10 protein-coding genes are annotated in these 13343 nt (G+C 71.5%); 5 read left to right on the forward strand and 5 right to left on the reverse strand.

Annotated elements, in window-relative coordinates:
* Positions 1-162 precede the first annotated feature (162 nt).
* Both ACQPYY_RS32910 and ACQPYY_RS32915 read right to left on the reverse strand, forming a co-directional pair.
* Entirely contained in the window at positions 163-1032 is an 870-nt protein-coding gene (locus ACQPYY_RS32910; RefSeq protein ID WP_433592154.1) for a MaoC family dehydratase, read from the reverse strand.
* Entirely contained in the window at positions 1029-2387 is a 1359-nt protein-coding gene (locus tag ACQPYY_RS32915) for a 3-oxoacyl-ACP reductase (protein WP_433592155.1), read from the reverse strand. Before ACQPYY_RS32915 ends, ACQPYY_RS32910 begins: the two co-directional genes overlap by 4 nt.
* Before the next feature lie 150 nt (positions 2388-2537).
* Between ACQPYY_RS32915 and ACQPYY_RS32920 the strand changes: the two genes are divergently transcribed.
* A complete protein-coding gene (locus tag ACQPYY_RS32920; protein ID WP_357094168.1) occupies positions 2538-3860 on the forward strand; it encodes an acetyl-CoA C-acetyltransferase in 1323 nt (440 codons plus the stop codon).
* Between the two features lie 74 nt (positions 3861-3934).
* Here the strand turns inward: ACQPYY_RS32920 and ACQPYY_RS32925 are convergent, their stop codons facing one another.
* Positions 3935-5044 carry an ADP-ribosylglycohydrolase family protein gene (locus ACQPYY_RS32925; protein ID WP_433592156.1) on the reverse strand — a complete coding sequence of 370 codons (1110 nt, stop codon included), beginning with the start codon at positions 5042-5044 and terminating at the stop codon, positions 3935-3937.
* A gap of 16 nt (positions 5045-5060) precedes the next feature.
* Entirely contained in the window at positions 5061-5501 is a 441-nt protein-coding gene (locus ACQPYY_RS32930; protein ID WP_433592157.1) for a hypothetical protein, read from the reverse strand.
* 234 nt (positions 5502-5735) lie between these two features.
* Here ACQPYY_RS32930 and ACQPYY_RS32935 point away from each other — a divergent pair, with 234 nt between their 5' ends.
* The 4 genes from ACQPYY_RS32935 to ACQPYY_RS32950 all read left to right on the forward strand — a co-directional run bounded on the left by ACQPYY_RS32935 (position 5736) and on the right by ACQPYY_RS32950 (position 12068).
* Positions 5736-6230 carry a universal stress protein gene (locus ACQPYY_RS32935; RefSeq protein WP_379102586.1) on the forward strand — a complete coding sequence of 165 codons (495 nt, stop codon included), beginning with the start codon at positions 5736-5738 and terminating at the stop codon, positions 6228-6230.
* Positions 6231-6393: 163 nt separating this feature from the next.
* Positions 6394-7485: an isochorismate synthase gene (locus ACQPYY_RS32940; RefSeq protein ID WP_433592158.1), complete on the forward strand. Its 1092-nt coding sequence runs from the start codon at positions 6394-6396 to the stop codon at positions 7483-7485.
* Positions 7486-7633: 148 nt separating this feature from the next.
* Positions 7634-7804 (forward strand): DUF2613 domain-containing protein, encoded by a 171-nt coding sequence (locus ACQPYY_RS32945; RefSeq protein WP_071812209.1) that lies wholly within the window; start codon positions 7634-7636, stop codon positions 7802-7804.
* 85 nt (positions 7805-7889) lie between these two features.
* Entirely contained in the window at positions 7890-12068 is a 4179-nt protein-coding gene (locus ACQPYY_RS32950) for an alpha-(1->3)-arabinofuranosyltransferase (RefSeq protein ID WP_433594784.1), read from the forward strand.
* 49 nt (positions 12069-12117) lie between these two features.
* Here ACQPYY_RS32950 and ACQPYY_RS32955 read toward each other — a convergent pair whose 3' ends face one another.
* Positions 12118-13269 (reverse strand): acyltransferase family protein, encoded by a 1152-nt coding sequence (locus tag ACQPYY_RS32955; RefSeq protein ID WP_433592159.1) that lies wholly within the window; start codon positions 13267-13269, stop codon positions 12118-12120.
* Positions 13270-13343 lie beyond the last annotated feature (74 nt).

Raw genomic sequence — 13343 nt, forward strand, 5'->3', positions numbered from 1 at the left:
CCGGATGTAGAAACCCCTGCGTGGCGACATCCGAAATAGGAAACAGCGTGCGGCTCCTCACCCCCATCGGGCGAACCGCGCATCGCGATCCGGCCCGAGTCCGCGGGTGCCGGGCTCAACTCCCTCGCGCCGCGGAGCTGAGACCGCTCCGTGTTGCGAGGATCAGCGCAGCGTAGCCGTCAGGTGCGGATAGCCCTTCTTCGGGTGCTTCAAGGACAAGTCCCACCCACCGGACACCTGGTCGGCGTACACGTTCACGGTGGACGGCAGCAGGATCGGCTTGCCGAACTTCACCGAGTACGTGGTCCGGTCCGGAACCCGGCCCTCGATGGAACCGAGGATGGCGGCCGCCGACCACATGCCGTGCGCGATGGGCTTCGGGAATCCGAAGGCCTTGGCGCCCAACACGGAGGTGTGGATCGGGTTGTGGTCGCCCGAGGCGGCGGCGTAGCGGTTGATCATCTTCTGATCGACCCGCAGCGTGCGCAGCGGCGCGGGCGGCACCTCGTCCGGCTTCGGTTCCGGCTTCGGGCCGCCGGACAGCGAGGTGCGCTGCTGGTGCAGGAAGGTGGTGACCTGCCGCCACACCAGCTCACGACCGACGCTCACCTCGGTGACGGCGTCCACGAGCAGGCCCTTCGGGTGCTCGCGCAGGTTCTCGATGTGGGTGTCGAAGTCCAGCGGCTCGGCGACCGAGATGGGGCGGGTGCGCTCGATGACGTTCTCCGCGTGCACCGCGCCGACCGCCACGAACGGGAAGTCCCGGGCGACGACCAGCTGCATGGCCAGCGGGAAGCTGAGCACGAACGGGTAGGTCAGCGGCAGCGAGTCGCTGAAGCGCAGCCCGGCGGCCCGGCAGTAGGCGGCCAGGTGGTCCGGGTCCACCCGGAAGCCCTCCAGCCGGACGCTGCGGTCGGGCAGGGTCGGCTTGCGGGCCGAGAGTCCGGGCACCGGCAGCGCGCCGAGGGCGGCCTTGACGAACAGGCCGCCGTTCTTCGGCACCTCGGACAGGGTGACGGTCTGCGACATCATGCTCCGATCATGGCCTGGCCGCAGACGCGAACGATGTTGCCGTTCACCGCGTTCGAGGCCGGGGAAGCGAAGTAGGCGATGGTCTCGGCGACGTCCACGGTCTGGCCGCCCTGCAGCAGGGAGGACAGCAGGCGGCCGCCCTCGCGAGTGGCGAGCGGGATGGCGGCGGTCATGGCGGTCTCGATGAAGCCGGGGGCCACCGCGTTGATGGTGATGCCCTTCTCGGCCAGCTTCGGGGCCTCGGCGTTGACCATGCCGATGACACCGGCCTTGGAGGCGCCGTAGTTGGTCTGACCGCGGTTGCCCGCGATGCCCGCGATGGAGGACACGTCGATGACGCGGCCCCCGGCGCGCAGCGCGCCCGCGGCGACCAGGCCCTCGGTGATGCGGTGCGGCGCGGCCAGGTTCACGTTGAGGACCGAGTTCCAGCGACCCTCGTCCATATTGGCGAGCAGCTTGTCACGGGTGATGCCGGCGTTGTGGACGACGATGTCGATGCCGCCGAAACGCTCGGTGGCGAAGGCGGCCAGCTTCTCGGCGGCGTCGGCGGCGGTGACGTCCAGCGCGAGCGCGGTGGCGCCGACCTTGTTGGCGGTCTCGGACAGCGCCTCACCGGCGGCCGGGATGTCGGCGACGATCACGGTCGCGCCGTCACGGGCGAAGACCTCGGCGATGGTGGCGCCGATACCGCGGGCGGCGCCGGTGACCACGGCCACCTTGCCCTCCAGCGGCTTGTCCCAGGAGGCGGGGGCGACGGCGTCGTCGGAGCCGACCCGGAAGACCTGGCCGTCGACGAAGGCCGACTTGCCCGACAGCACGAAACGCAGGGTGGACTCCAGACCCGTTGCGGCGGTGGCGGCTTCGGGGTGCAGATAGACCAGGTTGGCGGTGGCGCCGCGCAGCAGCTCCTTGCCGACCGAACGGGTGAAGCCCTCGAGCGCGCGCTGCGCGATCTGGCCGTCGACCGAACCGGCCAGCTCCGGGGTGGTGCCGATGACCAGCACGCGGCCCGAGGGGGCGATGCTGCGCATGGCGGGCTGGAAGAACTCGAACAGCTGCTGCAGCTCTTCGATGGTCTTGATGCCGGTGGCGTCGAACACGAGCGCGCCGAACTTCACGCCCGGGGTGACGGCGTCGACGAAGGTGTAGTCGCCCAGCAGGTTTCGCACGGCGTCCGCGGCGCGGCCCTTGCCGCCGAGCAGCACGGGGCCGGGGAGGGCGGCTTCGCCCGCCTTGTAGCGGCGCAGCGCCTCCGGCTGCGGCAGGCCCAGCTTCGAGGCCAGGAACGCGCCGGGGGCGGAGTGAACGAAAGATCCGTAGAGGTTGGGAGCGCCCTTGCTCTTGCTGGCAGCCACGTTTCCTACCTTCTCCTTGTCTAGGCCCGCGGACGGTGGATTCTTCAAGAGCGGCATTGCGCACATCTGCGGGGTACGGTGTCGACAAATGAACTTACTCCAGAGTAAGTTTAATGTAAACCGACTGACGTCACCCCTCAGGAGACTCGAGTGACCACCAAAGCCCGTTCGGCGAAGGCCGCGGCCAAGAACACCAAGCAGGCCCGCCCGGTTGCCATCCTCGGCGGTAACCGCATCCCGTTCGCGCGGTCCGACGGCAAGTACGCCCACGCCTCCAATCAGGACATGTTCACCGCCACCCTGAACGGCCTGGTCTCCCGCTTCGGCCTGCAGGGCGAGCGGCTGGGCATGGTCGTCGGCGGCGCGGTGCTCAAGCGCGTCGGCGAGCACGGCATGATCCGCGAGAGCGTGCTGGGCTCGACCCTGTCGCCGTACACCTCGGCCCACGACCTGCAGCTCGCCTGCGGCACCGGCCTGCAGTCCATCGTCACCGTCGCCGACGGCATCGCCCTGGGCCGCATCGAGAACGGTATCGGTGGCGGCACCGACACCACCTCCGACGCGCCGATCGGCGTCAGCGAGGGCATGCGCGAGTGGATGCTCGACGCCAACCGCGCCAAGAAGAACTCCGACTACGTGAAGCTGGTCGGCCGCCTGCGCCCGTCCATGGTCGGCATCGAGATCCCGCGCAACGCCGAGCCGCGCACCGGCCTGTCCATGGGTGACCACGCCGCCATCACCGCCAAGGAGTTCGGCATCTCCCGCGAGGCGCAGGACGAGCTGGCCTACCTGTCGCACAAGAACATGGCCGCCGCCTACGACCGCGGCTTCATGGACGACCTCATCACCCCCTTCCTGGGCCTGACCCGCGACGACAACCTGCGTCCGGGCTCCACCCTGGAGAAGCTCGCCACCCTGAAGCCGGTCTTCGGCACCAAGCTGGGCGACGCCACCATGACCGCCGGCAACTCCACCCCGCTGACCGACGGCGCGTCCGCGGTGCTGCTGGGCTCCGAGGAGTGGGCGGCCTCGCGCAACCTCTCCCCGCTGGCCTACCTGGTGGACTCCGAGGTCGCCGCGGTGGACTACATCCACGGCCCCGACGGCCTGCTCATGGCCCCCACCTACGCGGTGCCGCGGATGCTGGCCCGCAACGGCCTGACCCTGCAGGACTTCGACTACTACGAGATCCACGAGGCCTTCGCCTCCGTGGTGCTCGCCACCCTGCAGGCGTGGGAGTCGGACCAGTACTGCAAGGAGCGGCTGGGCCTGGACGGCGCGCTCGGCAAGATCGACCGCTCCAAGCTGAACGTGAACGGCTCCTCGCTCGCCGCGGGCCACCCGTTCGCCGCCACCGGCGGCCGCATCATCGCCCAGACCGCCAAGCAGCTGGCGGAGAAGGGTGGCGGCCGTGCGCTGGTCTCCATCTGCGCCGCGGGCGGCCAGGGCGTCGTCGCCATCGTCGAGCGCTAGTCGACACCGCGTCATCCCCGCGAAGGCGGTGCGGTTCGAGTCTTCGGATCGCACCGCCTTTCACGTATCCTGGTCTATACGAACAGGTTTCGGGTGCGGCCGGCCAGGTCGGCGAGACCGCTGCCGTCGGTGGTGGAGAGCGCGGCGGCTCCGGTCAGGATGCCCGCCACCGACCCGGCGGTCGCGCTGTTCGAGTCGGTGTCCCAGCCGCCCCGGGCGGTCAGGGTGACGGTCCGGTCGAAATCGCCTTCGCCCCAGAGCAATCCGGCCGCGATGAGGCAGGCGTTGCCGATGGCATGCACCCGGTTGTAGTGGTTGTGGCGGGCGTGGACGGCGGTCACCGCCCGCTCCCAGGTGTCGCCGCGAGCGTGGTCGGCGAGCACCTCGGCCAGGGCGACGGCGAGGCGGGAACGGGCCGGGACGACGGCCGCGGCGGCGGTCAGCGCCGAGGCCGGGACATGGTCGGTGAAGGCGGCCGCGATCAGGGCGGCCGACCACATGGCGGCCCATAAACCGTTGCCCGTGTGGGAGATCGAGGCGTCGCGGGCGGCCGCGCCGGCAGCCCGCCGGGGGTGTCCGGGGTGGGTGTAGCCGTGGATGTCGGCGCGGGCGAGGGCGCCGACCCACTCCCGGTAGGGGTTTCGGTAGGTGGCGGTGTCGGGCGGGGCGAAACCGTCGATGAGATTGCGGTAGGCGACCCGTTCGGCGGTGTAGGTCCGGAGGAACGGCAGGCGCTCGAGCCATTCGGCCGCAACGTCGTCGGGACTGAAGTCGAGGCCGTGGCGTTCCAGCAGGTGCAGGCCGAGCACCGCGTAGTCGACCTCGGCGCCGGCGCGGGATCGGGCGGTGTGGCGGCCGAGCCAGCCGCCGTGGAGGCGGTCCAGCAGTTCCGGTTCCGGCAGCGGTCCGGCCGAATCCTGGTCGCTCCCGGGCGGATTGCCGAGATGCGGCGCGTCGGCCCACTCCGTGTAGGGCCAATCCGCCAGCCGGGGCGCGTGTTCGATCTTGTCCAGGAGTCGGAAGCAGGCCGCGGGAACCGGCCGGTCGGTGTTCGTGAGCTCGTGCACTTCTTCCTCGAAGTCGTCCACGGCGTAACCGGATTCGGTGCGCTGACACCACTCGTAATACAGCAGGGCGCGGGGGTCGGCCTCATGATGGCCGAACATGGCCGCCTCGATCGTCACCTCGATACCGCAGCGGTCACAGCACCGCGCGGGTGGCCGCGACCACCTCGGAGAGCAACGGCAGCGATTCGTCGCGCTGGGGCTCGCGCGCCCACCAGCGACCCTCGTGGGTGTGCCGCCCGAATCCGGTGGGCAGGATGACATTACTGCGGTGCGGGCCGATGTCGACGCTGTTGCGCTCCAGCAGCTCCAGCAGGTCGTCGCCGGGGTAGCCGTCGAAGACCGCGAGGAAGGTGCGGCGCGGCGGCTTGTCGCGCACCAGCACCGGGCCGGGCGTGCCGCGCTCCATCATCTCGTGAAGGATCAAGCCCCCCAAGGGTTCCGGGGTGTTCAACGCCGCGATGGTGTCGTTGAGCGGTAGCACCACGAAGCCGGGGGTGGTCACGTGCACGTAGGGGAGACCGAACAGGGAGCGGTACACACGCGCCCACTCCTGCGGGGTCGTCAGCTCGTCCAACCGCACAATCCACCCCTCGTTCGGGCCCTGCTCCAACGACGGCGATGTCGATCGTCGGCGACAGCCGACAATTTCAGTGAAAACCCGTACCCCCCATCGCACCACCGCTTTGGGTGAATCGTTCGCAAACTGTGGAGAACTTGCGACGTGCCGGGCCTTGCCAAGTCCACTGGACAGCGGGCTCGAGGGGTAGCCTCGGGAGGACAGAGAGGCGTTCCTACCAGGAGGTTCGTCATGCCCTGCGATTTGATGCTGATCGCCTACGACGGCTCCGAGAACGCCCGGCGGGCCGTCGAATACGCGGGACGGTTCCTGGCCGCGAATCGGGCCGTGGTGCTGACGGCGTGGGAGCCGATGGTGCGACAGGCCGCGCGGCTGTCGGGGCTGTCCGGGGTGATGCAGCCGGAGTGGATGACCGACGACGAAATAGAGGACGTCGCGCTCGTGGACGCCCGGAATATCAATGCCGAAGGCGTGCGGCTGGCCAAACTGGCCGGTCTCAACGCTGAGGCGCGCACCGTGGAGTGCGGCACCACCATCTGGACCGCCATCGTCGAGACCGCCGACGAGCTGGATGTGGACATCATCGTGGCGGGCACCCGCGGGGCCACCGGCATCCGCGCCCTCATGCACTCCAGCGTCGCCGACGCCGTGCTCAAGCACTGCCACCGGCCGGTGCTGATGGTTCCGCCGGGCCGCGAACCCGACCCGAAACCCGCCGGTCGGTGAGGCTCCGGCGCCGCTCGGCGCCCCGCTCGCGGGCCGGATCGCACCGCTTGCGGGAAAGATGCTGGGCCGCAGGGTGATCCGTCTCACCACGCCGACGGCCGGGTGAGAGATGCGTCGCTCCCCGGGCTCGAGCGCTCGGGCGCGGGGCTATCGTCGATCCATCATGGACGGATTTCTGCTCGCGACCCCGGACGGTGTGCTGCGCGCCTCCGGCACCCGGGCCACGTTCGACTCGGCGGCGGCCGCGAGCACGGCGCTGCGGTCCGGCGCGGCCGAGCTGATCGTGGGCGCGCTGCCCTTCGATCCGCGCGGGCGGACCGCGCTGACCGCGCCCGAGCAGGCCCTCCACACCGCCGGTCCGTGGCGTCCCGCCGCCCTGCCGGACCTGCCCGGTGTACGGGTCGTCGCCGAAATACCGAGTGCCGCAGACCATGTCGCACGGGTCACCAAACTGGTCGAGCAGCTGGGCGATCCCGCGCAGCCGCTGCGCAAGGTGGTGGCCGCCCGCGCGCTGCGGGTGGCGGCGGAGGCCCCGCTGGAACCCGAGGTGATCGCGGCCCACCTGGTCACCAGGCATCCGCGCGCCGCCGTCTACGCCGTCGACCTGACCGCCGCCGGACGGCCGGGCGACACCCTGCTCGGCGCGACGCCGGAAACCCTGGTGTCGCGGCACGGGCGCGCCGTCACCCTGCGCCCGCTGGCGGGCACCCTGCCCCGGCTCGCCGATCCGGCCGCCGACGCCGAGCAAGCCCGGGATTTGCTGACCAGCACCAAGAATCGCGACGAGCACGCCTACGTGATCGACTGGATCCGGGAACGGCTGACCCCCGTCTGCACCGAGCTATCCATTCCCGACGCCCCCGAACTGCTCTCCACCCCCGAGGTCTGGCACCTGGCCACCCCCATCCGCGGCGTCCTGCGCGACCCGGCCACCACCGCCCTGGACCTGGCCGTTCTGCTGCACCCCACCCCCGCGGTCTGCGGCACCCCCACCGACTTGGCCCTGGACGCCATCGCCGCGCTCGAGGGCGACCGCGGCTTCTACGGCGGCGCGGTCGGCTGGTGCGACGCCACCGGCGACGGCGACTGGTTCGTGGCGATCCGCTGCGCCGAACTCGCCGCCGACGCCCGCACCCTGCGCGCTTCCGCCGGCGGCGGCATCGTCTCGGCCTCCGACCCGGTCGCCGAACTCCACGAGACCACCGCCAAACTCCGCACCTTCCTGGGCGGATTGCACTGCGTGATTCCCGAATAGCGGCAGCGCTGACGCCACCCGTCGCTGGGGTTCGGGGGCGCGGCCCCCGGGATTCATTTCGACCCGGGGTGTGGGGGCGGGCAGCCCCCACGTCAAAACCTGCTAGGTTGGCCGGGTTACGCATGCGTCCGATGTTGGGAGTACCGCGATGAAGTTTGCCGTTCCTGGTGCAGCGAGTGCTGTCGGTGGAGCCCTCGTCGGCCTGGCGGCGGTCCTGGTCATCACGATGGCGGCCTCGCAGGACAAGCGGCCCGATATCGACCGCAGCGGTGACGCCTCGTCGTCGCTGCTGAACAACGTTGAGTACGGCTCGCGCTGACCGGACGACCTCCGAACCAGACCACACCGAAGACTCACAGTCCGCGACCGGTCCGGACGAGGACCGGTCGCCGACTACCGCGCCGCTGGGCCGCCGCTGGCTGCTCGGCAGCGTCATCGCAGCATTCCTGCTGACCTTTCTGCAGGCCCCCGGGCAAACCGTCGCCGACACCAAGTACGACCTGGCGCAGAATCCGCTCGGCTTCCTGTCCCGCGCCTCGCATCTGTGGAGTAGCCAGGCCCCGATGGGCCAGGTGCAGAACCAGGCGTACGGCTACTTCTTCCCGCACGGGGCGTTCTTCTCGCTCGGGCACGTGCTCGGGCTGCCCGCCTGGGTGACCCAGCGCATCTGGTGGGCGCTGCTGCTGCTCGCCGGATTCTGGGGCATCGTCCGGCTCTGCGAGACCCTCGGCATCGGCAGCCGCGGGTCGCGAGTGATCGCCGCGGTCGCGTTCGCGCTGTCGCCCCGCGTGCTCACCACCCTCGGCTCGATCTCCTCGGAGACGCTGCCGATGATGCTGGCCCCCTGGGTGCTGCTGGCCCCGGCCGCGCTGGGCGCGGCGATGCGGCGGGACCGGAACTCCGAACCGCCGCGGCGCGGGATGGCGACGCCCGCCGGCAGCGCCGCGGCCCTGGCCCTGATGGGTTCGGTCAACGCCGTGGCCACGGCGGCGGCTTTCCTGCCCGCGGCCCTGTGGTGGTTGTCCTACAAGCCGAATCGGACGTGGTGGCGGTTCACCCGCGCCTGGATCCCACTGCTGGCGCTGGGCACCTTCTGGTGGGTCGTGCCACTGTTGTTGCTGGGCAAGGTGAGTCCGCCGTTCCTGGATTACATCGAGTCCTCGGGCGTGACCACGCAGTGGGCGTCGCTGGGCGAGGTGCTGCGTGGCACCGACAGCTGGACGCCGTTCGTGTCGCCGGAGCGCATCGCGGGCGCGGTGCTGGTCACCCAGCCCGCCGCGGTGCTGGCCACGGGTCTGCTGGCGGCGGCGGGCATGGCGGGTCTGGCCATGCGGGCCATGCCGAATCGCGGTCGGCTGGTGCTGATCCTGATCATCGGACTCACCGGCATCTGCGCGGGCTACGCGGGCGCGCTGGGCGGGCCGTTCGCCGAGCAGGTGCGCCTGTTCCTGGATTCCGGCGGCGCGCCCCTGCGGAACGTGCACAAGCTGGAACCGCTGATCCGACTACCGCTGGTGCTCGGGCTCGCGCACCTGCTGGCCCGGGTCCCGCTGCCCGCCTCGGTGCCGATGCCGGTGTGGCGCAGGGCGTTCGCGCATCCGGAACGCGATCGGATGGTGGCGGTGGGCGCGCTCATCCTGACCGCGCTGGCCCTGTCCACCTCGCTGGCCTGGACCGGCAAACTCGCACCGCGCGGCAGCTACGACGAGGTCCCGGCCTACTGGCGGCAGACGGCGGACTGGCTGGCGCACAACGCCTCCGACACCCGTGCGCTCATCGTGCCGGGCGCGCCGTTCGCCTCCCAGGTGTGGGGCCTGACCCGCGACGAGCCGATGCAGGCGCTGGCGAGCACCCCGTGGGCGGTGCGCGACGCGGTGCCGCTCAACCCGCCCGGCGCGATCCGCGCCATGGATTCGGTGCAGCGGCTCATCGCCGACGGACGGCCGTCGGCGGGCCTGGCGGCCACGCTGGCCGGACAGGGCATCGGAGTCCTGGTGCTGCGCAACGACCTCGACCCGGAGACCTCCCGATCGACCCGGCCGATGCTGGCGCACCGCGCCATCGAAGGATCACCGGGGATCCGTAAGGTCATCGAGTTCGGGGATCCCATCGAGACCGGCAAGGTGGAGGGCCTGGTCTCGGACGGGGATCTGCGGCCCGGCTACCCGGCGGTCGAGATCTACCGCGTCGAGGCGCCCGCGCCCGGCACGCCCACCAGCGTGCGCAGCGGTGTCGGCGCGCCGGATTCGTTCCCGGGCGCGTTCACGGTTCCGCTCGCGAATCTCCCGGTCGTGCAGGGCGGACCCGAAGCCGTGGAACGACTACGGCGCAATCCGGCCGTACCCGCCGGACCGGTCCTGCTGTCGGCCGACGCGAACACCGCCGGACTGCCGCAGCACGGCGTCACCATCACCGACACCCCGATGGACCGCGAAGCCGACTTCGGGCGCGTCGACAACCACAACTCGGCGCTGCGCGCGCCCGGCGACGCCCGCCGCACCCACAATCTGGTCCCCGACTATCCGGTGCCCGGCGCGCCGCTGGTGGAGGGCGAATGGTCCGGTGCCACCGTCACCGCCTCCAGCGCCGCGGGCGACGCCACCCAGCTGGGCGGGGCCGCGCCCGGCAGCTCCACCGCGGCCGCGGTGGACGGCGACCCGGCCACCGCGTGGATCAGCAATGGCGCCGAACACGCGGTCGGCCAATGGCTTCGACTCGACCTGGACAAGCCGGTGAGCTCGGCGGTACTGCGGCTGACCACCAGCGCGGCCGCCATCGGCAGCCCGATCAAATGGGTCGAGGTCGAGACCGCCAAGGGCACCGTCGCGGGCCGGATCACCGAACCCGGTGCGCCCGTGTCGGTCTCGCTGCCGCCGGGGCGCACCGACTGGATCAAGATCACCGCCGTGCACACCGAGGACGGCAGCGCCGGTGGACAGTTCGGGATCGCCGAATTGAGCCTGGACGACTACGCCGACCGCGAGAACCCGGTCACCGTCGACATCCGGCATCGCACCGTGCTCCCGCCCGCCCCCGCCGGCGCCACCGTCGCGGGCTGGGACCTGGGACAGGAATTCCCCGGCCGCAGTGCATGTTTCGACTCCCCCGACCGGATACGGTGCGGCAAGGGCCTGGCGCTGGCCGCCGAGGAACCGAGCCTGTTCGAACGCACCCTCCAGGTCCCGGAAGCCGTCACCGTGGCCCCGGACCTGATCGTGCACACCCGCCCCGGCCCCGCCCTGGAGGCCCTGCTCACCGATCCGGATCGGCCCATCGCGCGCGGCCGGGCCGATGTCGCGGACCCGCGCGGCTCGGCGCTCGCCGCCACCGACGGCGACCCGCTCACCAGCTGGACCGCGCCCGAGACCACGGTGCGCAACCCCGGCGGGCCCAAACCCACGCTCACCATCGAACTTCCGGCCCCCACCCTGGTGACCGGGCTGACCGTGACGCCCTCGCGCGGCGACCTCCCCGCGCACCCGACGGCCGTCACCGTGAACCTGGGCGACGGTCCGCAGGTGCGGGAGGTGCGGCCGGACTCCGGCGGCACCACCCGCCTGGAGCTGTACCCGACCGTCACCAGCCGCATCGAGATCTCGCTGCAGAGCTGGGACGGCGTACTGGACCGCACCGCACTGGGTTTCGCGCAGGAGCAGCCGCCGGGCCTGGCCGAGGTGACCGTGCTCGGCCCGGACTATCCGGCTCCCGCCGATCCGAATCGGCCCATCACCATCGACTGCGCGCACGGGCCCACCATCGTGGCCGCCGGTCGTACCCTGCACACCACGGTCACCGGGACCGCCGCCGAATTGCGCTCCGGCGCACCGCTGCCCGCCACGGTGTGCGGGGTGGACGACGATGGCGGCGGCGCGTCGGAGCAGCACTCCTTCGAATTCCCCTCCGGGCGTGTGGATGTCGCGGTCGCGCCGACCGATCTGTTCACCGTCGACGAGCTGCGCCTCGACCGCACGCCTCCCCCGCCCGCCGCGGCGGAGGCGACCGAGGCGACCGGCGACCGGGTGCTGGTGCTGCCGCTGTCGACGAATATCGGCTGGCAGGCCACGACGGCAGACGGCACCGCGCTGAAGCCCGTGGTGATCAACGGCTGGCAGCAGGCATGGCTGGTCCCGGCCGGCACGCACGGCCCGATCACCGTGTCCTTCCCCACCGACCGCTGGTACCGGCTGGCCATCTTCGGCGGTCTGGTGCTGCTGATTCCGTTGCTGGCGCTGGCCTTCCGGGGCGCGCGGTCGCCGGTTCGCGCGGACGGCCCGCCGCCGCGCGCCTGGCGCAGCCGGACCGTCGCCGGGCTCGGCCTGGCCGCCGCGGCCGGCCTGATCGCGGGCCCGATCGCGTTGGTGCTCACCGTGTTCGGCTTGATCGGCGATCAGCTGCGGCCGCGCGGCTGGTCGCGCATCCTGATCGCGCTCGCGGGCGGCGGCACCGCCGTGTGCGCTGCCGCGCTGTCCACCGGACCGTGGCGGTCGTTCGAGGGCTATGTCGGCGGTTCGCTGTGGGTCCAGTTCCCGGCGCTGGTCGCGATCATCGCGGTCGGGATCGCGGCCCTCCCGCCGCGGCGCTGAATCACACTCCCGCTCAGCATCACACTGCCGCTCAGCATCACACTGGCGCTCAGCCGAAGCGGCGGCGCGTCCACTGCCGGACCGGCTCCTCGACCAGGGCGAAACTGGCGGCCGCCAGGGGCAGCGTGAAGACGACGGTCAACAGGTAGACCACCACGAAATGCCCGCGGAACGGCACCACGCCGAACACCGGGAACACGATCGACAGCACCGCCAGGTGCCAGATGAAGATGCCGTAGGACCAGCGGCCGAGGGTGGCCGCGACCCGGCCCTCCAGCCACCGGTGCGGCAGGTCCGGCCGGAGCACCAGCGGGGCGATCAGCCCGAAGCCGACGATCGCGCCGAGCGCCATCTTGGCGGCGTACTGCCACGGCTGGCCGTGCACCAGCCCGCGCGGCCCGGCCAGGTCGGTGGTCGCCAGGACCATGGCCGCCACGGCGAGCGGCCACATCAGCCACCGGTTGCCCGCCACCCGCCGCCATGTCGGCGCGGGCTGGTCGGCGAGTTCGGCGAGCAGCATGCCGACCGCGAACCAGGGCAGGTAGCCGGGCAGCCAGTTGTCGGAGTGGATGCCGTCGGGGGTGGGGACGGGGAGGAAGTTCCAGCCGAGACCGATCAGGGCGAGGCCGAGCACCACCGGCACCCGCAGTCGCGCCCGCTGCCCGCGCAACCACACCAGTGCGAACGCCAGCAGCGGCAGCACCAGATAGAAGGCGACCTCCACCGAGAGGCTCCACATCTGGGTGAGCCCGTCGGTCAGCGTGAACGGCACGAACACCTGCAGCAGGCCCAGATTCGACAGCCACACCCGCAGTCCGGCGGTGTGCGCCGCGCTCGGCAGCAGGATCAGCACCGCGCACACGACCACCCAGTAGGCGGGCAGGATGCGGGCCGCGCGGTGCAGCAGATAGCGTCCGGCGCTCGGTGCCACCCCGTGGCCGCGGGCCGCCACGGCGTGCGGCCGCCACAGCAGGAATCCGGACAGTGCGAAGAACACCGCGACCGCGAGATCGAAGCGCTCCCAGATCCGGCCGAGCACCGGCTGTCCGGTGGCGCCGGTCTGGAAGGCGACGTGGGTGAGCACGACCCCCAGGGCGGCGAGCGCGCGCATGCCCTCGAGTGCGGGAACGAAGCGGCCCGGACGGACCGGCGCCGGGTCCAGGTCGGGCGTCTCCGCGGTGGTGAGGGTGGTCGTCGTCATAGGGTCCCAGTGTGCCTTGCGGGTGTTCCGCGGATCATCCGGCTTTTGACTTGGGGGCGTTTCGGGGTGTTTTC

Source organism: Nocardia sp. CA-145437, from assembly GCF_050956485.1.
Lineage (GTDB): Bacteria > Actinomycetota > Actinomycetes > Mycobacteriales > Mycobacteriaceae > Nocardia.